The sequence below is a fragment of the Mameliella sp. MMSF_3455 genome (genome assembly GCF_030733205.1).
Lineage (GTDB): Bacteria > Pseudomonadota > Alphaproteobacteria > Rhodobacterales > Rhodobacteraceae > Antarctobacter.
Map to the genome: position 1 here is coordinate 103,441 of NZ_JASHJL010000013.1, position 23,286 is coordinate 126,726.

The following is a 23,286-nucleotide window of genomic DNA, read 5'->3' on the forward strand; positions in this document are numbered from 1 at the left end:
AGAGCAGATGACGTATACGGTCTACGGGGCGGTGCGCAGTCGGACCTTCCGGGTTCTCTGGCTGCTGCAGGAACTCGGACTCGCCTATTCGCATGTGCCCGCCGGTCCGCAGTCGGATGAGATCCGCAAGGTCAGCCCGTTGGGCAAGATCCCGGTGCTTATCGACGGGGACGCCGTGTTGCGCGATTCCACCGCGATCCTGACCTATCTCGCGGACAAGCATGGCGGGTTCACCCACCCGGCTGGCACGATCCCGCGCGCGCGGCAGGACGCCTGGACGTTCCGCATCCTGGACGAGGTGGAATCGCTGCTCTGGACCGCGTCCAAGCACACGTTTGTCCTGCCCGAGGCAGAGCGTGTCCCCGCGGTCAAGCCGGCCTGCGCGGCGGAATATAGCCGCAACATTGCCCGCATCATGGAAGAGGCCGAAGGGCCCTATCTAATGGGCACCGCGCCATTGGTGCCGGACATCCTCCTCGGCCATTGCGGGACGTGGGCACAGGTGGCGAAATTTCCCGACGGGGGCACGGCCTTTTCGGACTATCTCTCGCGTTTGCATGCGCGTCCGGCCTTTCGGGTTGCCGCCGGGGCCTAGCTTGCCGCCTGTTGCAGGGGCGCGGTTGCAAACACGAACCGGTCGTTGTCCGAAGCGCCCGCGACACTCTCGGCCACCTTGTTGCGGCCGCTGCCCTTGGCTGCGTATAGGGCCCCGTCCGCCCGTTTCAGCAGCGCCTTGATCGCCGTGTGCCCTTCGCCTGCGGCCAGCCCCACGGAGGCGGTCACCGGCTGTCCGTTGACGTTCAACGAGTCGGCGATGACAGCGCGGATCCGTTCGCCCACCCGCCAGGCATCCTCCGAACCCGCCTCGGGCAGCCAGATCACGAATTCCTCGCCGCCGAAACGGGCCAGCACGTCGCGCTGGCGCAACTCGCCCTGTATTGCGCGGGTGGTTTCCTTCAGCACCTCGTCGCCGGCGACATGGCCCAGCGTGTCGTTGATCCGCTTGAAATGGTCGAGGTCGATGAAGACGACGGCCCCGGTGCCGGTGTCCGGAACATGCGCGTCAAATCCGCGCCGATTGGCGACCCCGGTCAGCGGGTCGGTCAGAATGGCGACCTGCGCCTCGGCCTGCCGGCGTTCGATGCTGGCGGCCATTCCATTGGTGCCCCGCATCAGCAGGCCCATCTCGTCCCGGATGTCCTCGCGCAGCGGCGGGCGCTCCTCGCCCCGTTCTATGGCGGTCAGCGTGGCCCGAATGCGGCGTGTCGGGGCGAGCAAAGCCCAGAGACCAGCCAGCGTCGCACCGCAGCCGACCAGCGTTGCGGCCAGCAACAGGCCAAGCACATCCAGATGCACCGCCAGGCCGCCGCTGCGCACCAGCGCATAAACGACCGCCGCGATCAAAGGCACGTGGGTGCCGATGAAGGCCACGAAAAACACCTTTGCTGTGAAGCTGTTGGGAAACAGGCGGTTGAGCCAGAGATAGAAAACCATGAAACGTACCTTGCGAGTTCTTTTAATAAATATCGTAAATAAATGTTAACGGCAGGTTACTGCTTCCGGGCCGAACGCCTCGGGACAAATAGACGGCGAACCGCGTGGGTCCTCAACGCAAAACGGGCCGGGCTTTGCCTGCCCGGCCCGCGTCTTGCCCGGATGGCCGATCAGTTCAGGTCGGCATCATAGGCGGCTTGAAGGTCGGCCTCTGCCTTTTCGACCGCTTCGATCAGTGCATCGAGAATCCTGTCGCCACCTTCCACGTTTTCGCGGAACCAGTCCTGCACCGGCTTGGCGGCCTCGGCAAAGGCGGCCTTTTCCTCGGGCGAGGGGACGTAAATGTCACCGCCGCCTTCGACGAAATCGGCATAGGCCTGGATCGCGCCGCGTTTGGGGGCGGCAAAGGTGGCCTGTTGCAGAGCGTAGAAGCCATCAACCACGACGCGCTTCATCGCCGGGTCCATGTTCAGGAACTTCTCGTTGTTCATCCACCACAGCGCGCCCATATAGGCGTGCCCGTCCAGGGTGATGTACTGCAAGCCCGCATCAGGGAACTTCATACCCATGATGTCGGTGATGCCGTTCTTGGACCCGTCGACCACGCCGGTCTGGAACGAGGTGAAAAGCTCGGGCCACGGGATCGGCGTCGGCGCAGCGCCAAGTGCCTTGACCAGTTCCTGCGGCAGGTCGGCCACGACGGTCCGGATCTTCAGCCCTTCCATGTCGGCGGGCGAGGTGATGCGGCGCTGGGTATTTGCGAAGTTCCGCCAACCGCCGGTGTTGCCGATGGTCATCAGGCGCACGGTGTTGTCGCTGTCCTCCAGCGCCATGTCCCGCATGGTGCGGACGAAGTCGCCCGACAGGACGTGTTCGGCCACGCGGTCATTGGCCATCAGGTAAGGCAGGTCCAGAACCTGGACATAGGGAAAGATCCCCGCCGCGCCGCCGGAGGTGGAGATGTAGATGTCGATCGAGCCCTCGGCCACGCCTTCGATGCATTCCGCCCCAGTCGAGCAGAGCTGCGTGCCCATGTAGATCTCGACTTCAATCGCGCCGTTCGACGCGGCCTCGACGAAGTCCTTGAAGACGATCAGGCCGGCGTAATCCTCGTCCGCTTCGTTCGAGTTGGCGGTGGCGACCAGCTTGATCGGGTCCTGCGCCAGCGCGGCGCCCCCGGTCAGCGTGGCGGCGGCAAAGGCCGCTGCGGTGAAAAACTGTTTCAGCATGTTGTACCTCCCGTATGCTGTCGTCTGTCTTTACCTTGGTTCCGGGCTGATACAGGCCATGAAGCCTGCATCGGCCGGGCATCGGATGAAATCTGTGAGATAGGGCACGGTCATCGAGATCGGAGGGAAATAGGTGATCAGGAAGATCACGAGAATTTCCACCGCGAGGAAGGGCAGGATCGCGCGGGCGATGGTTTCCACCCGCTCACGGCTGACCGTGGAGGCGACGAACAGCACCAGCCCCATCGGCGGCGTGGCCAGGCCCACGGTCAGGTTCACACTCATGATGATGGCGAAATGCACCGGGTGAACGCCGAGTTCGACAAAGATCGGGCCAAGGATCGGGCCGAGGATGATGATCGCCGGGCCGGCATCGAGGAACATGCCCACGATGAACAACAGGATGTTGATGAGGAACAGCAGGATCAGCGGGTTTTCCGACAGGCCCAGGATGATGTCCGTCAGGATCTGGGGCGCGTGGCTGAGCGAGACCACGGTCTTGAAGGAGACCGCCGCGCCGACCAGCAGCAGCACGGCGGATGTGGACAGCGCCGAGCGGGCCAGCACCTGGTAGAGGTCGCGCAGGGTCATGGACCGCAGCACGACGAAGCTGACCACCAGCGCGTAGGCCACGGCCACGGCGCTGGCCTCTGTCGGGGTCATGACGCCGATGAGGATGCCGCCGAGAATGATGATCGGGGTCTGCAGGGGGGCGACGGCCTTTTTGCAGACGATGCGGAAATCATGGCTGACCGAGCGGCGCCAGTACATCAGCAGGAAATGCGCCGGGACCAGCATGGCAAGATAGACCGACCAGCCGCCCGGATTGCCCGGGATCGCCGCGGCGACGGCGTAGAACAGCCCGGCAAGGTTGATCCGCACGAGGATGAGGCTGACCCAGTATTCCGTTGTGCTGATCGTCTGGCCCGGAGCCACGATGCGTTCGGCCTTGGGCAGGTCGTAGCGGTCGGCCATGAGGCGGACCATGACCATCAGGCCGACACCCACCAGGATGCCCGGTACGATGCCTGCCAAGAACAGCGCGGCGACGGATTCCCCCATGACATAGGCATAGATGATCATGATCCCCGAGGGCGGGATGATTGGGCCGATGACGGATGAGGCGGCGGTGATGGCGGCGGCGAAGCGGCGGGAATATCCGTTCTTTTCCATCGCCGGGATCAGGGTCGACCCCAGCGCCGAGGTGTCCGCCACCGCTGACCCCGACAGGCCCGCGAAGAGGATCGAGGACAGGATGTTGACCTGGGCCAACCCGCCGCGCAGGTGGCCCATGATGGCCTGTGAGAACTCGACCAGGCGGATGGTGATGCCGCCGCGGTTCATGATCTCGCCCGCCAGCATGAAGAAGGGCAGCGCCATCAGCGGAAAGCTGTCCATGCCGTTGTAGAGGTTGCGGTAGAGAACCGAGAGCTGACGGCTCTGATCGTCCATCACCAACAGGCCAAAGGGTGCGGCGAGCAAGGCAAAGACCACCGGAAGGCCGATCAGGATGAGCACCAGGAAGACGGGCAGAAACCAGATCAGCATGTCAGTCGGCCCCCGCCATCGAGTCATGGTGCAGCGGTTTCAACCGGTCGCCGCCGCCCAGTAGGGTGATGACCTGCCGCAGGATCAGCTCGACGTTGACGAGGATCAACAGGTTCACCCCGACCCAGAGCGCGGCGTACTGGTACTGGTTGGCGAACTTTGCCTTGCACTTGCCGATCTCGATCCCGAAGGGCCAGCGCAGCGACGAGGAACAGCCGCGCCCCGAGAGGCTGTCGACATGGTTGTTCAGCCCCTTGTCCCAGGCGATCACCAGCACCCAGAGCGAGATCCCCAAGAGCACCAGCGACAAGACCACGGCGATGATCCGGGGCAGGGCGCGTTCGACGAGGTCGATGGCGACGAAGCCGCCTTGCCGGTAGGCCAACGGTGCCATAAGGCCCACCAGCCAGAGCATTCCGAAGCGGGCCGCCTCTTCTGTCCAGTTTGGGGCGTCATTCAGGACGTACCGCCAAAATATCTGACCGAGGATCAGGCAGACCATCACCGCCAGCGCAAGCACCGCGATGACGCGGCCCACGGCAAGCAGACCGGTGTTCAGCCGTTCGAGCGGCCAAAGCAGTGTCAGCAGCACCGGCATGGCGCTCCTCCCATTGGCGGGGCTTTTTGCCCCTTGTTGTTCAGGCCGGGATCTTGGGTGCCCCGGTCCCTGCGGTTTCAGCCCTTGAGGCTGACGAACCGGCCGCCCTGGAACAGCAGGGGCAGGCCGGGCCGGAAGGCCGCGCTGGTCACGCGGCCAATGATGATGATGTGATCGCCCGCGTCATGGGTGATCTCTTGCGTGCAATCGTAGCGGGCGAGGCAACCGGCGATCTGCGGCACGCCGTTGGTGTCTTCGACCCAGTCGCAGGCGTGAAAGGCGTTGGCTTCGCGGGTGAACGCGGTGCAGATTTCCTGCTGGTGGCCGTCGAGCACATGGATCGCGTAGTGGCGCGCATCGCGAAACAGCGGAAAGCGGCGCGAGGATTTCTGGGGCGACCACAGCACCAGCGGCGGATCCAGCGAGACGCTGGCAAAGCTGGAGGCGGTGATGCCCACCGGACCTTCGGACCCCTGCGCCGTCACCACCGTCACGCCGGTGGCAAAGCTGCCAAGCGCCTCGCGAAAGGCACGGCTGTCTTCGGCCGGGTCGAATGTCTGCATGGAGTGGCTCAGGTCCCCGTCCATCAGGGCACCTCGTGACCCAGCGCAGCGGTGTATAGCTCGAACCAGAGTTCGCGGGTCATCTGGATGTCGAGGGCCTTGGAAAACGCCTTGATCCGCTCGATCGTGTTGGTGCCCATGACTGGCAGGATGCCCGCCGGATGCGCCAGCAGCCAGGCCACGGCCACCGCAGCCCGGTCAACGAGGAAATCATCCGCCACCAGGTCCATGACCTGCGCCAGTGGGGTATCCTCTGTCATCAACGCGCCGCCACCCAGCGGCGACCAGGCCATCGGCGGAATGCCGCGTTCCTGCAGGAAGGCCACGTCGCCATTGGTAAAGCCCTGATGCGCCGACAGGCTGAGCTCGATCTGATTGGTCACCAGCGGCGTTTTCATCGCCGACTGCAGCAGGGTCCAGTCGTGCAGCTTGTAGTTCGACACGCCCACGGCGCGCACCTTGCCGGACCCCACCAGTTCATCCAGCGTCTCGCCCGTTTCGCGGTGATCCATCAGCGGATCGGGGCGATGGATCAGCAGCAGGTCGATCTCGTTGATGCCCATGAGTCTGAGCGAGTGATCGACCGATGCCATGATATGCGCGCGGCTGGTATCATAGTATTTCACCGGCGCATCCGCGTAGCGGCCCACTGGGGCCACGATGTCGCATTTCGTGACGATCTCGATCTGTTTGCGCAGGTCCGGTGTCAGCGCCGCGCCCAGGATCTCTTCGGCCATGTAGCCGCCGTAGATGTCCGCCTGATCCATCGTGGTGATGCCCTGGTCGAGGCAGGCGGCGATCTTGTTGCGGACATGATCCGGCGCGGTCACGGCATCGTCGCCAAGGCGCCACATGCCATAAACGATGCGGCTGAGGCTCAGCCCCTCTTGAAGATCTACGCGGTCCATTACTTGCGCTCTCCTACGCCAAGGGGCGTTGCCGGGGTTTCATCGGGGACGCGGCCGTATTCATGCGGCAGCGAACAGGTTTTCAGCTCCGGCATTACCAACTTGCCGAAATGCTGGCATTCGTCAATGTGCGGATAGCCGGAAAAGATGAAGGCGCGAATGCCCATCTTGCGGTATTCCTCGATCTCGCTCAGGATCTGGTCGGCGGACCCCACCAGCGCCGCGCCACAGCCCGACCGCGCGCGCCCGATCCCGGTCCAGAGGTGCGGCTCGACAAAACCGAACTGGTCGGCCAGTTCGCGCGCGCGCGACTGGTGGGACACACCCAGGCTGCCGCTGTCATGGGCGCGGTCGCGGATCAGGCGTCCGTATTCGTCGTCCAGTTTCGACACCAGGCTTTCGGCGTATTCCCGTGCCTCGGCCTCTGTGTCGCGGACGATCATGTGTACGCGCAGCCCGTAGTCCAGTGTCCGCCCATAGCGTTCGGCGACGGCGTTCACGTCTTTCATGCGTTGGGCAAGCTGGTCCTTGGGTTCCGGCCACATCAGGTAGACGTCGCAGTGTTCGCCGCAGAGGTCCAGCGCCGGGGGCGAGTAGCCGCCAAAATACAGCAGCGGACCGCCGGTCTGGTAGGGTTTCGCGGGATCGGAGGTCAGACCTTCGAAATTGTAGACCTCGCCTTGGAAATTGATCTCGTCCTGCGTCCAGGCCTGTTTCAGGATCTGCACCACCTCGCGCGAGCGTTGGTAGCGAAAGGCGCTTTCGGCCTTTTCTCCGGGGAAATCCGACGAGATCACATTCAGGGTCAGCCGTCCCTTCATCATGTGATCCAGCGTGGCGACCGTACGGGCCAGCATGATCGGGTGCATCTCGCCACAGCGGATGGCGGCCAGCATGTTGATCCGGTCGGTCAAAGGCGCCATGCCCGCAACAAAGCTCAGCGTGTCCTGCCCGACCTGATAGGAAGAAGGCGCGAGGATGTTGCGAAAGCCCTGCTTTTCCGCCTCCAGCACGATGTCGCGGCAATGCTCGAAGGAAGACCGCAGATCGCCTTCGGGCACGCCGAGGTAGCGGTAGTCGTCGGAGCAGAGCGCCGAGAACCAGCTGACCTCGGACGCATCGAGATCTGGGGATGTGACGGGCACGACGGTCATTTCAGGGCCTCCCGGAAGTGCGCCGGATTCGGCGTCGATTTCTTCTTGCGTAGCATCCGGAATTTCATGCATCAATAGTGTATTAATTTTGCCGCGACACGAACAGGACCGCGGCGGGAGGAGATCGTCTTGGCCCGGGGAAGAAGCTCGGCGGCGTTGCCCAAGCACGCCCAGATCAGCGAGATGCTGATCCGTGACATTGCGTCGGGGCGGTTGGCTGATGGTGCGCGGTTGCCGCCGGAACGCGAGATGGCCGAACAGCTGGGCATTGCGGTCGGCACGTTGCGCAAGGCGCTGGAGGCGCTGGCCAACAAGGGGTTGCTGGACCGTGTTCAGGGCTCTGGCAATTATGTTCGCGCGCGTGACGGCGTCGCTTCGATCTATTCCATGCTGCGGCTGGAGCTGAAGGCCGGGGGCGGGTTGCCGACAGCGGAGCTTTTGGGAGTCGAGCGGTTGGCGAAGCCGGCAGATGCGCCAGCTTTCGGACCTTCTGCCGAAGGGTGGCGGTTTCGACGGCTGCGGTTCCTGGGCGGCGTACCGGCGGCCATGGAAGAGATCTGGCTGGACGGGGCGCAGGCGGCCCGTGTCGCGGCCGAGGACGTTCTGGAATCGCTGTACCTGTTCTACCGAGAGCGGTTGGGGCTGGTGATCCTTTCGGCAGAGGACAGGGTCGGCTTTGCGCCGGTGCCCGAATGGCGCGACACCCGGTTTCCACCCCGGGCGGGCGATACCGCGGGCTATGTCGAGCGTATCGCCTGGGAAAAGTCTGGTGCGCCGGTCGAATACTCGCGCACATGGTTCGACGCGGAAACCGTCACTTATATCAACAGGATCGGCAGGGGATGAGTGTGGTCAGATATGGCGTGATCGGCTGTGGCATGATGGGCCGCGAGCATATCCAGAACATCAACCTCTTGCCCCAGGGCAGGGTGGTCGCGGTCTTTGACCCGGTCACGGACCTGGCGCAGAGCGCCGCAGACCTGGCGGGTGGCGCACAGGTCTGCGCCACGCTGGACGAGTTGCTGGCGCTTGAGGGACTCGACGCTCTGGTGGTGGTCAGCCCGAACGATTGCCACGTCCCGCAGTTGCGCCAGATCGCGGCGGCGCGTCCGTTGCCGGTTCTTTGCGAAAAGCCGCTGTATACCACGCCGGAAGACGAGGCTTTCCTGGCCGAGTTCGCGCGCAGCTATCCGGCGCCGGTCTGGGTGGCGATGGAATATCGCTACATGCCGCCCGTGGCATTGTTGCGCCAGGAGGTGACCGAGGCGACGGGCGGGATTTCCATGTTGTCGATCCGCGAACACCGTTTCCCCTTTCTGCCCAAGGTTGGCGCCTGGAACCGGTTCAACGCGCGCAGCGGCGGCACCCTTGTCGAGAAGTGCTGTCATTTCTTCGATCTCATGCGTCTGATCCTGCGGGACGAGCCTGTGCGCGTCATGGCCAGCGCCGGGCAGGCGGTGAACCACAAGGATGAAACCTATGACGGGCGCGCGCCGGACATTTGGGACAACGGCTATGTGATCCTCGATTTCGCGGGCGGCGCGCGGGCGATGCTGGAACTCTGCATGTTCGCCGAAGGATCGCGCTACCAGGAAGAGATCTGCGCCGTTGGCCCCCGTGGCAAGATCGAGGCGCTGGTGCCCGGACCGGGACGGTTCTGGCCCGGGCATCTGGGCGAGGCGCCGGTGCCTCAGGTCATCGTCTCTCCGCGCGTGCCCAAGGGGCCGCGCGTGATCGAGGTGCCGGTGGAGGCCGAGTTGCTGGCCGCGGGCGATCACAACGGGTCGACCTTCTACCAGCATGAAGGGTTCAACGCCGTGGTGCGTGGCGAGGGAGAGCCTGAGGTGACGCTGTCCGACGGCATGGCCGCCGTGCGGATCGGGCTGGCAGCGCAGGAAAGCGCGCGGACCGGGCAGGCGGTGCTGCTGTAGCGGCGGCATTGCAACGGGCACCGCGTTGCCGTCTGGCAGGATTTTTTGCCAGACCTTGATACGGATCATGACGCCAATGACGCGTCCCGCGCAGTTTGCACGGGACACGCGGAGAGGCTCATGGCACGATTCGAGGACAGGACCCGCGAGGTGGTGTTTCGTACCCAGGGTCTGACCAAGACCTATGCCACCGGCGAGGTGCAGGTACATGCGCTCGCGGGTGTGGACCTTGAGTTATACGGGTCGGAACTGACCGTGCTGCTGGGGCCGTCAGGCTCTGGCAAGTCGACCCTGCTCAACATTCTCGGAGGGCTGGACCGGCCCAGCGGCGGGCGATTCTGGTTCCGTGAGACGGAGTTGACCCGCGCCAGCGACCGGCAATTGACCCGCTATCGGCGCGACCACGTCGGATTTGTCTTCCAGTTCTACAACCTTGTCCCCTCGCTGAACGCGCGCGAGAACGTGCAACTGGTCACGGATGTGGCGAAACACCCGATGAAACCCGCCGAGGCGCTGGAACTGGTGGGGCTTGGCCATCGGATGGATCATTTCCCGGCACAGATGTCCGGCGGGGAGCAGCAGCGTGTCGCCATCGCGCGGGCCATTGCGAAACGGCCCGACGTGTTGTTGTGCGATGAGCCGACCGGCGCGCTGGACAGTCACACAGGCACGCAGGTCCTGTCGACGCTGCAGCGGATCAACGACGAATTCGGCACCACCACGGCGGTGATCACCCACAACGCCGCCATCCGGCTGATGGCGCACCGGGTGATCCGCTTCCAAGACGGGCGCATTGACCGGATCGAGGAAAACGACAGCCGCCTTGCCGCAACCGAGATCCATTGGTGAGCGCATGCAGGCGATGGATCTCAAGCTGTTCCGCGACTTTCGCAGGCTCTGGGTGCAGGGTGTGGCGATCGCCCTTGTGCTGGCTGCGGGCATCGCTGTCATCATCATGTCGGTGGGCATGAGCCGCGCCCTGAATGAGACCCGCAGCGCCTACTACGACAGCAACCGATTTGCTCACGTTTTTGCCTCGGCCCGCCGTGCGCCCGACAGCCTGATCGCGCAACTGCGCGACATCGAGGGCGTGGCGCAGGTGGAGACACAGGTCCGGTCCTACGCGATCCTCGATATTCCCGGGCGGGCGAAACCGGCCACCGGGCTGCTGATCTCGCGCCCCGAAATGGGCGAGCCGCTGTTGAACGTGCCGCTGCTGCGCCGGGGGCGCTGGCCCGAAAGCGCGGGCGAGGCGGTGGTCAACGAACCCTTTGCAGAGGCCAACGGGTTCGTCCCGGGCGACAGGATCTCGGTCAACCTGAACGGACGCAAGCGCGCGGTGACGATCACTGGCACCGCCTTGTCGCCCGAATTCGTCTATACCATCGGCCCCGGCGCCCTGATGCCGCAGAACGAGACCTTCGGCATCCTGTGGATGCAGGCCGAGGTGCTGGATGCCGGATTCGGCATGGCGGGGGCCTTCAACACCGTGGCGTTGTCCGTTCTGCCGCGCACGCCGTTGGAGCCGGTCAAGGACGCGGTAAAGGCCTTGCTGGACCCTTACGGCGCGGCCACGCCGGTGGGGCGCGATGCGCAGCAGTCGAACGCCTTCCTTGATGCGGAGATCCAGTCGCTGGAGGTGATGGCCTGGGTCCTGCCGCCGGTCTTCCTGGGGATCACCGTCTTTCTGGTGAACATGGTCATGGGCCGGATCGTGCAGCTGGAACGGTCCGAGATCGGCCTGATGAAGGCGGTGGGCTACACCAACTGGGAAATCGGGCTGCATTACCTGATGCTGGCGGCGCTGATCGCCTTTCTTGGAGTCGGCATCGGTTGGGGCGCGGGGTCCTGGCTGGCGCAGGCCATGTCACAGCTTTACGCCAAGTATTTCGACTTTCCTTTTCTCGTCTTCGGCGTGCCGCTCAGCATCTATGCGCTTTCGGCAATGCTGGGGCTGGCGGCGACCAGCGCGGGGGCGCTGAACAGCGCCATGCGCGCCGCAAGGCTGGCGCCGGCAGTGGCGATGGCCCCGCCGGCCCCGCCGAGTTTTCATGGCTCGACGCTTGACCGGCTGGCCGATCTGCTGCGGCTGGGCCAGCCGACGCGGATGATTCTGCGCAGCCTGCTGCGATGGCCGCTGCGCGCCGGAATGACCATGCTGGGAATGGCGCTGGCGGTTTCCGTGCTGGTGGCCTCGAATTTCTTTCCCGACGCCATGGACGAGATCATCGACACCGCCTTTTACCAGTCGAACCGGCAGGACATGCTGTTGCTGTTCGACCCGGACGCGCCCGACACTGCTCTGGAAGAGGTCAGGCGGTTGCCTGGCGTCCTGCAGGTGGAGCCGCAGCAGTACCACGCCGCCCGCCTGATCTACGGCTCCTACGAGAAACAGGTTCCGGTCTCGACCGTGGCCAATGCGGCGGATCTGGCGCGGGTGGTGGATGGCAACGGGCAGGTGATCACGCCCGACCCTTTCGGCATCCTTCTGTCGGACCGGTTGGCCGCTGCGCTGCACATCAAGGTGGGCGAGACGCTGACCGTCAGCTTCGAGAGCGGGCGGCGCGAGACCTTCGAGGTGCCCGTCGCCGGCATCGTCACCCAGTTCTTTGGCCTGGGCGCCTATTTCTCCCATGACACGCTGAACGCCATGTTCCGGCAAAGCCCGAGGGTGTCCAATGTCAACGTGACGCTGGCCGACCCGCAGGCGGCGGAGGCCTTTCAGGAGCGGATCAAGGATGTCCCCCGGCTGATGGGCACCATCAACATGACCGAGAACCGCCGCAGCTTCATGGAGACGCTGAGCCAGAACATCCTGATTGCCACCACCGTCTACGGCATCCTTGGCATGATCATCACCGTCGGCGTCGCCTACAACGCGGCCCGGGTTCAGCTGTCGGAACGGGCGCGAGAACTGGCCTGCCTGCGCATCCTGGGTTTTGGCAAGGGCGAGGTGGCCTATATCCTCGCCGGCGAAGTCTTGTTGCTTGCGACCTTGGCGCAGCCGGTGGGCTGGGTGATCGGCTACGGCGTGGCGCGGTTGATGACCGAGGGCTTCACCAGCGATCTCTATGCCATTCCGCTGGTGCTGGAACCGGCCACCTTTGCCCGGGCCAGCCTGATCGTGCTGGGCGCTGCGGCGGTCTCGGTGGCGCTGGTGGCGCGCCGTCTGGGACGTCTTGACCTGATCGCCGTCATGAAAACAAGGGAGTGAGGACATGTGGTCCCTGCGTACCATAGGACTTTCGGCCGTCGGCCTCGCCCTTGTGGGCGGGCTGGCGATCACCGCCTTCCGAACCGATCCGATCCCGGTGGACACCGCGCCATTGGCGCGCGGCGCGCTGAGCGTCACGGTGGATGCTGACGGCAAGACGCGAATCCGCGAGGTCTATGAGGTCTCCTCTCCCATCGCGGGCACGGTACTGCGCCTGCCGGTTGCGGTGGGCGATCCGGTGGCGAAGGGGGTGACGGTGGTTGCACAGGTGCAGCCCGCCGTGCCGACGCTTTTGGATGCGCGCAGCCGGGCGCAGGCGGTGGCAGCCCTGCACGAAGCCGAGGCCAGTGTGAAATTCGCAGAGGCCGAGGTGGCCCGGACAGAGGCGCAGCGCGCTTATGCCCAGTCGCAGTACAATCGCGCCAAGGCGCTCGCGGACCGGGGCACGGCCTCGCTCACTGCGCTAGAGACGGCGGCGCAGCAGTTGCAGCTGGCCGAGGCCGACAAGTTGTCCGCCGATGCGCGTCTTGCGATGTCGCGGGCGGCGTTGGAAAGCGCGCAGGCAGTGCTGGTGGACCCCGAACAGGACCCGGGGGAGGGCGATTGCTGCCTGCCGATCCTGGCGCCAGCTGACGGGGTCGTCCTGTCGGTCGAGGGGGAAAGCGCGCGGCCCGTGGTGGCGGGTGCGCCGCTGCTCAGCATCGGCGATCCGGAAGACCTGGAAATCGTCGTCGATCTCTTGTCCTCTCAGGCGACGCGGCTGGCGCCGGGCGCCCCTGCGCAGGTGGACCGTTGGGGCGGCGAGGGCGCCTTGGCGGCGGAACTGAGGCTGATCGAACCGGCGGCGCGCACTGTTGTCTCTGCCCTGGGGATCGAGGAGCAGCGCGTGGATGCGGTGCTGGATTTCACGTCTCCACCCGAGATACGCGCGGGGCTGGGACAGGCTTTTTCGGTCTTTGTCCGGATCGAGGAGTGGCGCACCGAGGATGCGCTGCTGATTCCGCTCTCGGCCATCTTTCGGCTTGAAGGGCAATGGTTTACCTATGTCCTGGCTGATGGCATCGCGCGGGAGACGGCGATCGAAATCGGCCGCCGCGACGGGCGCAGCGCCGAGGTTCTGGCAGGCGTCAGGGCGGGGGACCGGGTGATCCTGCATCCACCTGACACGGTGGCGGACGGGATCGAGGTGGTCGAACGCGACTGGCAATAGGCTCGTGCATCCGGCGGCCCCGCGCGAATAAGCTCCTGTCGGGGCTTGTGATTTGACGCGCGTACAACTTATTCTTGACGGATGCGCGCAGTGCGCTCAATCTTGTAACATTGCGCGCGTTAAGTTTTGCCCTGGGCGTGACGGGCGCGCGCAGTCCGATGCCGTAAGGGAGATCAGGGGGTATGGCCGGTCGAAAGATCCGCAATATGGAGGAATTCGCCGAGGTCAGCGGGATCTCGCGCCCAACCGTGTCCAAGTACTTCCACGATCCGGACAGTGTGCGGAAATCCACCCGAGCACGGATCGAAACCGCGTTGGAGCAGTACGACTATCGCCCCAACATCTTTGCCATCAACCAGAACCGCAAGCTGACCAAGAACATCGGGATCGTCGTTCCTTATCTGGCCGACCCAGTTTTTGCCGAATTTGCCCGCAAGCTGGAGCTTCTGGTCAGCGGCGCCGGGTTCCGGACCATCCTGTTGAGCTCGCACGGGGGCACGCAGCAGGAGGTCGAGAACCTTGAGAGCCTGCGCGCGATCAAGCCAGCGGGTGTCCTGTTGGCGCCCTTGGGTCGTGCCTCTGACCGGCGGGCGCTCGAGGCTTTTTCCAAATCCGTTCCGACGGTTCTTTTTGACAGTAATATCAGTGGAATAGGTGAGGCATTTGTCGGTCACGACAATTCTCAGGCCACGTCGCTGATATGTGAATACCTGTGCCGCACGGGCGGTCCGCCAGCGTTTTTCGAAATGCGCACGCCTTCGAATCCGAACGCCTATCGCCGCAGGCAAACCTATTGCGAAGTGATGGAGGGGTTGGGGCATGAGCCGCATCTGATCCAAGTCGAGGGCGAGGGCTGGGATTTCGAGCGGATCGGCATGGAGCAGGGTATCAAGTTGATCGAGCAGCACAGGCTGCCGATGGACACTGTCCTGTGCAGCAATGACCGACTCGCAATCGGCTTGCTTGCCGCTGCCTATTCCAAGGGGCTGCGAGTCGGGCGCGGGCCCGGTACGGCCATGCGCATTGCCGGGCACGACGATCATCCGTTTTCACGCTTTACCTGTCCGCCGCTGACCACGGTGTCCCACGATTACACGGCAATCGCCGAGTGTAGCGTGGACCGCCTGTTCAAGCTTATCGAGAAGGGTCAACGGGCTGAAAACAGGGACGAAATCCGGTTCGATGGCCGGCTCTTGATGCGTCAGTCCGCCTGAACTTTCTGCGCCGCGGCAAGAAATAATTTTACTCCCGTAAAGTTTTTGATTGACTCGAATCTGGTTCATCCCGCATCTTCCTAATGTGCAAAGAGCACTCCAAGGGAGGATTTTGGATGACTTTGAAAGGCGCGTTTCTAGCGGCTTCCGCTCTCGTGTCGGTGACAGCGACTGCGCTCTCCGCCGAAGTTCTGACCATTGCCACCGTGAACAACGGCGACATGGTCCGTATGCAGAAGCTGACGGATGACTTCACGGCCAAGACCGGCCACGAGGTGAACTGGGTCACACTGGAAGAGAACACTCTTCGTACCCGAGTGACCACAGACATCACCACCAAGGGTGGTGCTTTCGACATCATGACCATCGGCATGTACGAGACCCCGATCTGGGGCGCCAACGGCTGGCTGGTTCCGCTGGACGACCTGTCGGCGGATTACGATGCCGACGACATCCTGCCGGCGATGCGCCAGGGCCTGTCGCACGACGGAACGCTTTACGCGGCTCCGTTCTACGGCGAAAGCTCGATGATCATGTATCGCACGGACCTGATGCAGGAAGCCGGGCTGGAAATGCCCAAGGCCCCGACCTGGGAGTTCATCCGCGAGGCCGCAGCGGCGATGACCGACCGCGAGAAGGACATCAACGGCATCTGCCTGCGCGGCAAGGCCGGCTGGGGTGAGGGCGGCGCCTTCATCACCGTGACCGCCAACTCGTTCGGCGCCCGCTGGTTCGACGAGAACTGGACGCCCCAGTTCGATCAGCCCGAGTGGGAAGAGGCCCTGACCTTCTTCGTCGACATGATGAACAACTACGGCCCTCCGGGCTACGCGACCAACGGGTTCAACGAGAACCTGTCGCTGTTCCAGCAGGGCAAGTGCGGCATGTGGATCGACGCCACCGTGGCGGCCTCCTTCGTGACCAACCCGGACGACTCGACCGTTGCCGACAAGGTCGGCTTTGCCCTCGCGCCGAACAAGGAAGGTGTCGAAAAGCGCGCCAACTGGCTTTGGGCATGGGCGCTGGCGATCCCGGCGGGCACCCAGAAGGAAGAGGCTGCCAAGCAGTTCATCGAATGGGCGACCTCGAAGGAATATATCGAGCTTGTCGCTGCAAACGAGGGTTGGGCCAACGTGCCTCCGGGCGCGCGTCAGTCGCTCTATGACAACCCCGAGTACCAGAAGGTGCCGTTTGCCCAGATGACGCTGGACTCGATCCTGGCTGCCGACCCGAACGACCCGACGGTCGATCCGGTTCCCTATGTCGGCGTCCAGTTCGTTGCGATCCCCGAGTTCGCGGGCATCGCCACCGACGTCAGCCAGGAGTTCTCGGCCGTCTATGCCGGTCAGCAGACCGTGGCCGAAGCGCTTGAAAAGGCGCAGGCTCTGACGCTCGACGCAATGGAAGCCGCAGGTTACTGAGGCATCCTCCCAGGTCGGAGGGCGGGGGCAACCGCCCTCCGGTTCCTGTTTTTCAAGATACATCTATGTGGCGGCCCGGGGCCGCCAAGGGAGGAGGCGCGCAATGGCGACCCAGCACTCGCGATCCGCAGCCCGTCTGATGATGGCGCCAGCGGTGTTCCTGCTACTGGTCTGGATGCTCGTACCGCTGTCCATGACCCTCTGGTTCTCGTTCCGAAAGTACCTGCCCCTGCGCGGCGGTGACCTGGGATGGGCCGGTTTCGACAACTACGTCCGTTTCGTGACCTCCAGTTCCTTCTGGCCCAGCGTCATGACCACGCTGATCATCGTCGGGGGCGTGCTTGTCGTCACGGTGATGTTCGGGGTGCTCCTTGCGATCCTGCTGGATCAGCCGATGTGGGGCCAGGGAGTGGTCCGGATCCTCGTGATCGCGCCCTTCTTCGTGATGCCGACGGTTTCCGCACTGGTCTGGAAGAACATGTTCATGGATCCGACCAACGGGCTGTTTGCGCATCTCTGGCGGTTCTTCGGAGCAGAGCCGATCTCATGGCTCTCCGAGGCTTCGCTGCCCTCTCTGGTCATGATCGTGTCCTGGCAATGGCTGCCTTTTGCGACGCTGATCCTGCTGACGGCGATCCAGTCCCTGGACAGCGAACAACTCGAAGCAGCCGAAATGGACGGTGCATCGCCGCTCTCGCGCTTCTTCTACATCATCCTGCCGCACCTCAGCCGGGCCATCACCATCGTGGTTCTGATCCAGACGATCTTCCTGCTGTCGATTTTCGCAGAGATCTTCGTGACCACGTCGGGCGCATTCGGCACCAAGACGCTGACCTACCTGATCTTCCAGCGCGTGCTGGAAAGCCAGAACGTCGGTCTGGGGTCTGCGGGCGGGGTCTACGCCATCATCCTGGCCAATATCGTCGCGCTCTTCCTGATGCGCATCGTCGGCAAGAACCTGGACGCCTGAGGAGGACGCAATGGCACGCGCTGTCACGACACAACGCAAAGCGATCAACACCGCCTTCGCCTGGGGTGTGGGTCTGCTGATCTTCTTTCCCATCCTCTGGACCATCCTGACCAGCTTCAAGACAGAGGCCCAGGCAATCAGCGATCCGCCGGTCTTCCTGTTCTTTGACTGGACGCTGGAAAACTACGCGGCGGTCCAGGAACGGTCGAACTACGCGAGGTTCCTGTGGAACTCGATCATCATCGCCGTCGGATCGACCATCCTTGGCACGATAATCGCGGTTCCCGCGGCCTGGTCGATGGCCTTCGTGCCATCGAAGCGGACCAAGGACATCCTGCTGTGGATGCTCTCCACCAAGATGCTGCCGGCGGTCGGTGTGCTCTACCCGATCTACCTGCTCTTCATCCGGCTTGGCTGGCTGGATACGCAGATCGGCCTGGTCCTGGTGCTGATGCTGATCAACCTGCCGATCATCGTCTGGATGCTCTACACCTACTTCCGCGAGATCCCGGGCGAAATCCTGGAGGCCGCGCGGATGGACGGTGCCTCGCTCAAGGATGAAATCATCTACGTGCTGACACCGATGGCCGTGCCGGGAATCGCCTCGACCATCCTGCTCAACATCATCCTGGCGTGGAACGAGGCCTTCTGGACGCTCAATCTGACCGCCGCGAACGCGGCACCCCTGACGGCCTTTATCGCCAGCTACTCCAGCCCCGAAGGGCTGTTCTACGCGAAACTGTCGGCGGCTTCGGTCATGGCCATCGCGCCGATCCTGATCATGGGCTGGTTCAGCCAGAAACAACTCGTCCGCGGCCTGACCTTCGGCGCGGTAAAATAAGGGAGAGATCCGTGGGACGTATTCAACTCAAGCAAGTCAAGAAGTCCTTTGGCGACGTGACCGTGATCCCGCCGCTGGACCTGACCATCGAAGACGGCGAGTTCACCGTGTTCGTCGGCCCCTCCGGTTGCGGCAAGTCCACGCTGTTGCGTCTGATCGCCGGCCTGGAGGACACCAGCGACGGCGTGATCGAGATCGACGGCAAAGATGCGACCTCGCTGCCCCCGGCCAAACGCAGCCTGGCGATGGTGTTCCAGTCATATGCGCTTTACCCGCATATGACGGTGCGCAAGAACATCGCCTTCCCGATGAAGATGGCGGGGGTCGACAAGGCGGAACAGGACAGGCGTATCGAGGCCGCGGCCAAGGCGCTGAACCTGGCCGATTACCTTGACCGTCGCCCCGGACAGCTTTCGGGCGGCCAGCGGCAGCGTGTCGCCATCGGTCGGGCCATCGTGCGTGAACCGGCGGCGTTTCTTTTCGACGAACCACTGTCCAACCTCGACGCCGCCTTGCGCGTGGGCATGCGGATGGAGATCAGCGAGCTTCACAAGAAGCTCGACACCACCATGATCTATGTCACCCACGACCAGGTCGAGGCAATGACCATGGCCGACAAGATCGTGGTCCTTCAGGCCGGGGTGATCGAACAGGTGGGGTCGCCGCTGGAGCTGTACCGCACGCCGCGCAACAAGTTTGTCGCCGGCTTTATCGGCAGCCCCAAGATGAACTTCCTCGAAGGTCCGGAGGCGGCAAAGCACGATGCGCATACCATCGGCATCCGTCCCGAACATGTCGAGGTCTCGACCACCGAAGGCTTGTGGCAGGGCAAGGTGGGCGTGGCCGAGCACCTGGGCTCGGACACTTTCATCCATGTCCACGGCGTGCCGGGTTGCGATCCGATGACCGTGCGCGTCGGCGGTGAGATCCCGGTTCACCACGGCGACACGATCTTCCTGAATCCGAACCTGGAGCACCTGCACCGTTTTGATGCCGAGGGACTGCGGATTCAATGACGCGACTGGCGGGAAAGGTCGCGCTGGTCACCGGCGGGGCGCGCGGCATCGGCCGCGCGATCTGCCAGGCCTTCGCGCGCGAAGGGGCGCGGGTTGCCGTGGCCGACCTTTTGGCGGACGAGGCCCGCGCTTGTTCCGCGCCGCTGGGTGACAATGGCATGGCGCTTGCCATGGACGTGACCGATCCGGCCTCCATCGCCGAGGGCGTCGCGCGCGTGGAGGCCGAATGGGGCGGGGTCGACGTGCTGGTGAACAATGCCGGCGTCTTCAACATGGCCTCCATCGACCGGATCACCCCCGAGGATTACCGCCGCCAGTTCGACGTCAACGTCGGCGGTACGCTCTTTGCGATCCAGGCCGTTGTGCCGGGAATGAAGGCGCGTGGCGGCGGGGCGATCATCAATTTTTCCTCGCAGGCCGGGCGTCGGGGAGAGCCGAATATCGCCGTCTACTGTTCCACCAAGGCGGCGGTGATCTCGATCACGCAATCGCTTGCCCTGGAACTGGCAAAGGACAACATCCGGGTGAACGCCATCGCCCCCGGAGTGATCGACACCCCCATGTGGGAGATCGTCGACGGGCTCTTTGCCGAGTACGAGGACAAGCCCAAGGGGCAGAAGAAACGCGAAGTGGGCGAAGCGGTGCCGCTTGGTCACATGGGGACGCCGGAAGAGGTGGCCGACCCCTGCGTGTTCCTGGCCTCCGAGGACGCCCGCTACATCACTGCGCAATGTCTGAACGTCGATGGCGGGAACTGGATGAGCTGATGACCGCAACCCTAGTCAAACTGAACAACACGACGCTGGCGGATCTGCCAGAAGGCGTGTCCGCGCCGACCTATGACCGCCGTTCGCTGCAACCGGGGATCGTGCATATCGGTCTGGGCAATTTCCATCGTGCGCACCAGGCGTGGTACCTGCACCGCCTGATGCAGCAGGGGCAGGCACTGGACTGGGCCATCATCGGCGCGGGCGTGCGCCCCTACGATGAGGCGCAGCGGCTGAAGATGGCCGAACAGGACTATCTGACAACGCTGATCGAGCTGGACCCGAAGGGCAGCTCGGCCGAGGTGGTCGGCTCGATGATCGACTATGTGCCGATCGTCGAGGGCAACGGGCCGCTGATCGACTGCATGGCCGACCCGGCGATCCGGATCGTCGCGCTGACCGTCACCGAGGGCGGCTACTACCTCGACCCGGCGACCAAGGCCTTTGATCCGACGCATCCGGACATGCGCCACGACGCGGCCAACCTGGAGGCGCCGCGCACCGCCTTTGGTGCGATGATCGCCGCCCTGAGGCGCCGCCGCGACAGCGAAGCCGGGCCGTTCACCTGCCAGAGCTGCGACAACCTCCCCGGCAACGGGACCAAGCTGGAAGAGGTCATCATCGGCCTGGCCCGCATGGCCGATCCGGACCTGGCGGACTGGATCGCGGCGCATTGCAGTTTTCCCAACTCGATGGTGGATTGCATCGTTCCGGCCACCGGCCCGCGCGAACTGGCGCTGGTGCGGGAATTCGGCATAGACGATGCGGTTCCGGTGACGCATGAGAATTTCCGCCAATGGGTGATCGAGGACCGGTTCTGTGCCGGGCGGCCTGCCTGGGAACAGGTCGGGGCGACGATCTCGGACGACGTGCACGATTACGAGGCGATGAAGCTGAGGATGCTGAACGGCGGGCATCAGGTCATCGCGTCCCCGGCGGAGATCCTCGGCATCGAGACGATCCACGACACGATGGCCCATCCTCTGATCCGCGGGCTGTTCCGCAAGCTGGCGCTGGAGGAAATCGCCCCCCATGTGCGGGCTGTGCCGGGAATGACGCCGCAGGCCTACGTCGATCTGATCGACGCACGGTTTTCCAACCCGAAGATCGTGGATACCGTGCGTCGCGTGGCCTTTGACGGCTCGTCGCGCCATACCGGGGCGGTCCTGCCGGTGATCCGCGACGCCGTGGCGGCAGGAACTCCGCTGGCCGGGCTGGCGCTGTCCCAGGCGCTCTGGGCAAGGATGTGTGCCGGTACGCGCGAGGATGGGTCGGAGATCATGCCGAACGATCCGGTCTGGGACGACCTGACGCAAGTCGCCCGTGCCGCAAAGGATCGGCCTCAGGCCTGGCTGGACCAGCGCCACTTCTATGGCGCGCTGGCAGATGCCCCCGGTTTCGCAGCGGCCTTTGCCGAGGCATTGCAGAGAATCTGGGCCGAAGGAACAGAGGCCGCGATACGCGCCTATCTTGAGTGATGGGGCTGCGCGGCTCCTGAATGACCTAACAAGACACGGGGTGCGTCGTGGTTTCCGCGGTGCCCCGCCTGTTTGAACCCGGCGCTTGCGTGCCGGGTTTTTCTTTGGCTCGTCGGTAATCCAGTCCGGTGCGTCAACAACACTTCCGGTTTCAGACAAATTCTAGGTAAGCAAGAAGAGGGTTTTAGCCTTCTGTTCATTCCAAGCGGTGAGGTTGGCGGCGCACCTGAAGCGGTGGCGCAGACCGATATCAAGGCCTGCATCCGTCAGAACGACGTCAGCAAAGCCGATCGCGGCAAATGAAACCGGCGCCAAAATGCGCTTTCGAACAGCAAGGGCAAGAATATGTCTAGCATCCTGACGAACAATGGCGCGATGGTCGCGCTGCAGACCCTCAAGTCCATCAATTCCAATCTCGCGGATACCCAGTCGGAAATCTCGACGGGCAAGCGTGTTGCAACCTCCAAGGACAACTCCGCCGTCTGGGCCATCTCCAAGGTGATGGAAGCGGACGTCAAGGGCTTCAAGGGCATCTCCGATAGCCTTAACCTCGGCCAGTCCACCGTCGCCGTCGCCCGCCAGGCGGCGGAAACCACCACCGAACTGCTGACCGAGATCAAGGCCCGCATCGTTGCAGCCCAGGAAGAGAACGTCGACCGGGCCAAGATCCAGACCGATATCGACGCCCTGCGCAACCAGATCAGTGCAGTCGTCGGTGCTGCACAGTTCAACGGTCTGAACCTGCTGTCGAACACCGACACCGCCGCCGGTTCGGGCAGCATCAACGTGCTGGCCTCGCTGGATCGGTCGGGCACCGGTGTCACCGCCTCGGACATCACCGTGGCCAAGCAGGACCTCGGCACCGGGGCATCGTCGATCGACGTGGCATCGGCATCCGCCACCGCCGCGGCCTCTGACGAACTGTCGGGTGCAGCCAACACCGCCGCCGTCGCCCTGACCGGCAACGCGACACAGCCAACCACGGCTGCCGTCGTCGGCCAGACCGCCGGTGCGGGCACGGCGACCGTGGCCGCCGGCACCGGTTTCTCGATCGAGATCACGGGCGGCGCGGCAGGTCTGGCGACCTTCAACACCACCGCCACCGCCGGCGCACAGGAAATCACCTATGTCGCCCGCGACGGTGATACACAGGCCGACGTGGCCGCCGCTCTTGCCGACGCCTTCAACAAGTACGTGGCCGACAACTCGGACATCACCGACGGTCTCGGTATCGGTGCGGCGGTGAATGGCACCAACGCGAACCAGATCGACTTTACCGGCGCCAACAACGCGGGTGACAACTTCTCGGTCCAGGTCCGCAGCTATGATGTCGGGGATGCCACCATCGGTGGCCGGCTTGAAGACCTGTCGGATATCGACGTGACCACCCAGGCCGGCGCTGACGCTGCCCTGGAATCGATCGAGGGCCTGATCCAGACGGCCATCGACTCGGCCTCGGCATTCGGTTCGGCGCAGGGCCGCATCGAAACCCAGGCGGATTTCGTCTCGCAACTGACCGATGCGCTGAAATCCGGCATCGGTGCGCTGGTCGATGCGGACATGGAAGAAGCCTCGGCCCGCCTGCAGGCGCTGCAGGTGCAGCAGCAGCTGGGTGTCCAGGCGCTGTCCATCGCCAACCAGGCGCCGCAGTCGCTGCTGTCGCTGTTCCAAGGCTGATCCGCATTCAAGGCCCGCCGGGCTGTGGAACGCTTTGCTTTCGAAGGGGCGGC

General features: G+C 64.0%; 22 protein-coding genes. 15 read left to right on the forward strand and 7 right to left on the reverse strand.

All coding sequences use genetic code 11. The features are described from left to right. Positions 1-7: 7 nt before the first annotated feature. Positions 8-595: a glutathione S-transferase family protein gene (locus RBB42_RS11855; RefSeq protein ID WP_305967666.1), complete on the forward strand. Its 588-nt coding sequence runs from the start codon at positions 8-10 to the stop codon at positions 593-595. Here RBB42_RS11855 and RBB42_RS11860 read toward each other — a convergent pair. The 7 genes from RBB42_RS11860 to RBB42_RS11890 all read right to left on the reverse strand — a co-directional run bounded on the left by RBB42_RS11860 (position 592) and on the right by RBB42_RS11890 (position 7,494). Then, positions 592-1,494: a diguanylate cyclase gene (locus RBB42_RS11860; RefSeq protein WP_305967667.1), complete on the reverse strand. Its 903-nt coding sequence runs from the start codon at positions 1,492-1,494 to the stop codon at positions 592-594. The genes RBB42_RS11855 and RBB42_RS11860 overlap by 4 nt on opposite strands. Positions 1,495-1,664: 170 nt before the next feature. Beyond that, positions 1,665-2,723 (reverse strand): TRAP transporter substrate-binding protein, encoded by a 1,059-nt coding sequence (locus tag RBB42_RS11865; RefSeq protein WP_305967668.1) that lies wholly within the window; start codon positions 2,721-2,723, stop codon positions 1,665-1,667. Between the two features lie 30 nt (positions 2,724-2,753). Further along, positions 2,754-4,271: a TRAP transporter large permease gene (locus RBB42_RS11870; RefSeq protein ID WP_305967669.1), complete on the reverse strand. Its 1,518-nt coding sequence runs from the start codon at positions 4,269-4,271 to the stop codon at positions 2,754-2,756. Position 4,272: 1 nt separating this feature from the next. After that, positions 4,273-4,869 (reverse strand): TRAP transporter small permease, encoded by a 597-nt coding sequence (locus RBB42_RS11875; RefSeq protein ID WP_305967670.1) that lies wholly within the window; start codon positions 4,867-4,869, stop codon positions 4,273-4,275. Positions 4,870-4,946: 77 nt separating this feature from the next. After that, positions 4,947-5,456, reverse strand: a complete 510-nt coding sequence (locus RBB42_RS11880) for a flavin reductase family protein (protein WP_371931724.1) — start codon at positions 5,454-5,456, stop codon at positions 4,947-4,949. Then, the gene (locus RBB42_RS11885; RefSeq protein ID WP_305967671.1) at positions 5,456-6,340 is read right to left on the reverse strand and encodes an aldo/keto reductase; all 885 of its coding nucleotides are present in this window, start codon (positions 6,338-6,340) and stop codon (positions 5,456-5,458) included. Before RBB42_RS11885 ends, RBB42_RS11880 begins: the two co-directional genes overlap by 1 nt. Then, complete coding sequence (locus tag RBB42_RS11890; RefSeq protein WP_305967672.1) at positions 6,340-7,494, reverse strand: LLM class flavin-dependent oxidoreductase; 1,155 nt, start codon at positions 7,492-7,494, stop codon at positions 6,340-6,342. Before RBB42_RS11890 ends, RBB42_RS11885 begins: the two co-directional genes overlap by 1 nt. 129 nt (positions 7,495-7,623) lie before the next feature. Here RBB42_RS11890 and RBB42_RS11895 point away from each other — a divergent pair, with 129 nt between their 5' ends. The 14 genes from RBB42_RS11895 to RBB42_RS11960 all read left to right on the forward strand — a co-directional run bounded on the left by RBB42_RS11895 (position 7,624) and on the right by RBB42_RS11960 (position 23,233). Then, positions 7,624-8,340: a GntR family transcriptional regulator gene (locus tag RBB42_RS11895; RefSeq protein WP_305967673.1), complete on the forward strand. Its 717-nt coding sequence runs from the start codon at positions 7,624-7,626 to the stop codon at positions 8,338-8,340. Further along, the gene (locus RBB42_RS11900; RefSeq protein ID WP_305967674.1) at positions 8,337-9,425 is read left to right on the forward strand and encodes a Gfo/Idh/MocA family protein; all 1,089 of its coding nucleotides are present in this window, start codon (positions 8,337-8,339) and stop codon (positions 9,423-9,425) included. The genes RBB42_RS11895 and RBB42_RS11900 overlap by 4 nt, the downstream gene beginning before the upstream one ends. 120 nt (positions 9,426-9,545) lie before the next feature. Further along, the gene (locus RBB42_RS11905; protein ID WP_305967675.1) at positions 9,546-10,274 is read left to right on the forward strand and encodes an ABC transporter ATP-binding protein; all 729 of its coding nucleotides are present in this window, start codon (positions 9,546-9,548) and stop codon (positions 10,272-10,274) included. A gap of 4 nt (positions 10,275-10,278) precedes the next feature. Beyond that, positions 10,279-12,639: an ABC transporter permease gene (locus RBB42_RS11910; protein ID WP_305967676.1), complete on the forward strand. Its 2,361-nt coding sequence runs from the start codon at positions 10,279-10,281 to the stop codon at positions 12,637-12,639. Positions 12,640-12,643: 4 nt separating this feature from the next. Then, complete coding sequence (locus tag RBB42_RS11915; protein ID WP_305967677.1) at positions 12,644-13,849, forward strand: efflux RND transporter periplasmic adaptor subunit; 1,206 nt, start codon at positions 12,644-12,646, stop codon at positions 13,847-13,849. Positions 13,850-14,031: 182 nt separating this feature from the next. Further along, positions 14,032-15,063: a LacI family DNA-binding transcriptional regulator gene (locus RBB42_RS11920; protein WP_305967678.1), complete on the forward strand. Its 1,032-nt coding sequence runs from the start codon at positions 14,032-14,034 to the stop codon at positions 15,061-15,063. Positions 15,064-15,179: 116 nt separating this feature from the next. Beyond that, positions 15,180-16,484 carry an ABC transporter substrate-binding protein gene (locus tag RBB42_RS11925; RefSeq protein WP_305967679.1) on the forward strand — a complete coding sequence of 435 codons (1,305 nt, stop codon included), beginning with the start codon at positions 15,180-15,182 and terminating at the stop codon, positions 16,482-16,484. Between the two features lie 103 nt (positions 16,485-16,587). After that, positions 16,588-17,454 carry a carbohydrate ABC transporter permease gene (locus tag RBB42_RS11930; RefSeq protein ID WP_305967680.1) on the forward strand — a complete coding sequence of 289 codons (867 nt, stop codon included), beginning with the start codon at positions 16,588-16,590 and terminating at the stop codon, positions 17,452-17,454. A 10-nt stretch (positions 17,455-17,464) separates the two neighbouring features. Next, positions 17,465-18,295, forward strand: a complete 831-nt coding sequence (locus tag RBB42_RS11935) for a carbohydrate ABC transporter permease (protein WP_305967681.1) — start codon at positions 17,465-17,467, stop codon at positions 18,293-18,295. Between the two features lie 11 nt (positions 18,296-18,306). Next, positions 18,307-19,311 carry an ABC transporter ATP-binding protein gene (locus tag RBB42_RS11940; protein ID WP_305967682.1) on the forward strand — a complete coding sequence of 335 codons (1,005 nt, stop codon included), beginning with the start codon at positions 18,307-18,309 and terminating at the stop codon, positions 19,309-19,311. After that, positions 19,308-20,078, forward strand: a complete 771-nt coding sequence (locus RBB42_RS11945; RefSeq protein ID WP_305967683.1) for an L-iditol 2-dehydrogenase — start codon at positions 19,308-19,310, stop codon at positions 20,076-20,078. The genes RBB42_RS11940 and RBB42_RS11945 overlap by 4 nt, the downstream gene beginning before the upstream one ends. Further along, positions 20,078-21,556, forward strand: a complete 1,479-nt coding sequence (locus RBB42_RS11950; protein ID WP_305967684.1) for a mannitol dehydrogenase family protein — start codon at positions 20,078-20,080, stop codon at positions 21,554-21,556. The genes RBB42_RS11945 and RBB42_RS11950 overlap by 1 nt, the downstream gene beginning before the upstream one ends. Before the next feature lie 72 nt (positions 21,557-21,628). Continuing rightward, positions 21,629-21,859, forward strand: coding sequence for a hypothetical protein (locus RBB42_RS11955; protein WP_306043494.1), 231 nt, complete (start codon positions 21,629-21,631; stop codon positions 21,857-21,859). A 42-nt stretch (positions 21,860-21,901) separates the two neighbouring features. Then, the gene (locus RBB42_RS11960) at positions 21,902-23,233 is read left to right on the forward strand and encodes a flagellin N-terminal helical domain-containing protein (protein ID WP_306043366.1); all 1,332 of its coding nucleotides are present in this window, start codon (positions 21,902-21,904) and stop codon (positions 23,231-23,233) included. Positions 23,234-23,286: the final 53 nt, after the last annotated feature.

What these genes read in the sequence shown, in the direction of transcription:
- RBB42_RS11960 (WP_306043366.1), top strand. Translation starts at nt 21,902, where the DNA reads ATGTCTAGCATCCTGACGAACAATGGCGCGATGGTCGCGCTGCAGACC.
- RBB42_RS11905 (WP_305967675.1), top strand. Translation starts at nt 9,546, where the DNA reads ATGGCACGATTCGAGGACAGGACCCGCGAGGTGGTGTTTCGTACCCAG.
- RBB42_RS11935 (WP_305967681.1), top strand. Translation starts at nt 17,465, where the DNA reads ATGGCACGCGCTGTCACGACACAACGCAAAGCGATCAACACCGCCTTC.
- RBB42_RS11910 (WP_305967676.1), top strand. Translation starts at nt 10,279, where the DNA reads ATGCAGGCGATGGATCTCAAGCTGTTCCGCGACTTTCGCAGGCTCTGG.
- RBB42_RS11890 (WP_305967672.1), bottom strand. Translation starts at nt 7,494, where the DNA reads ATGACCGTCGTGCCCGTCACATCCCCAGATCTCGATGCGTCCGAGGTC.
- RBB42_RS11880 (WP_371931724.1), bottom strand. Translation starts at nt 5,456, where the DNA reads ATGGACGGGGACCTGAGCCACTCCATGCAGACATTCGACCCGGCCGAA.
- RBB42_RS11915 (WP_305967677.1), top strand. Translation starts at nt 12,644, where the DNA reads ATGTGGTCCCTGCGTACCATAGGACTTTCGGCCGTCGGCCTCGCCCTT.
- RBB42_RS11865 (WP_305967668.1), bottom strand. Translation starts at nt 2,723, where the DNA reads ATGCTGAAACAGTTTTTCACCGCAGCGGCCTTTGCCGCCGCCACGCTG.
- RBB42_RS11950 (WP_305967684.1), top strand. Translation starts at nt 20,078, where the DNA reads ATGACCGCAACCCTAGTCAAACTGAACAACACGACGCTGGCGGATCTG.
- RBB42_RS11875 (WP_305967670.1), bottom strand. Translation starts at nt 4,869, where the DNA reads ATGCCGGTGCTGCTGACACTGCTTTGGCCGCTCGAACGGCTGAACACC.
- RBB42_RS11855 (WP_305967666.1), top strand. Translation starts at nt 8, where the DNA reads ATGACGTATACGGTCTACGGGGCGGTGCGCAGTCGGACCTTCCGGGTT.
- RBB42_RS11920 (WP_305967678.1), top strand. Translation starts at nt 14,032, where the DNA reads ATGGCCGGTCGAAAGATCCGCAATATGGAGGAATTCGCCGAGGTCAGC.
- RBB42_RS11885 (WP_305967671.1), bottom strand. Translation starts at nt 6,340, where the DNA reads ATGGACCGCGTAGATCTTCAAGAGGGGCTGAGCCTCAGCCGCATCGTT.
- RBB42_RS11860 (WP_305967667.1), bottom strand. Translation starts at nt 1,494, where the DNA reads ATGGTTTTCTATCTCTGGCTCAACCGCCTGTTTCCCAACAGCTTCACA.
- RBB42_RS11925 (WP_305967679.1), top strand. Translation starts at nt 15,180, where the DNA reads ATGACTTTGAAAGGCGCGTTTCTAGCGGCTTCCGCTCTCGTGTCGGTG.
- RBB42_RS11945 (WP_305967683.1), top strand. Translation starts at nt 19,308, where the DNA reads ATGACGCGACTGGCGGGAAAGGTCGCGCTGGTCACCGGCGGGGCGCGC.
- RBB42_RS11870 (WP_305967669.1), bottom strand. Translation starts at nt 4,271, where the DNA reads ATGCTGATCTGGTTTCTGCCCGTCTTCCTGGTGCTCATCCTGATCGGC.
- RBB42_RS11900 (WP_305967674.1), top strand. Translation starts at nt 8,337, where the DNA reads ATGAGTGTGGTCAGATATGGCGTGATCGGCTGTGGCATGATGGGCCGC.
- RBB42_RS11930 (WP_305967680.1), top strand. Translation starts at nt 16,588, where the DNA reads ATGGCGACCCAGCACTCGCGATCCGCAGCCCGTCTGATGATGGCGCCA.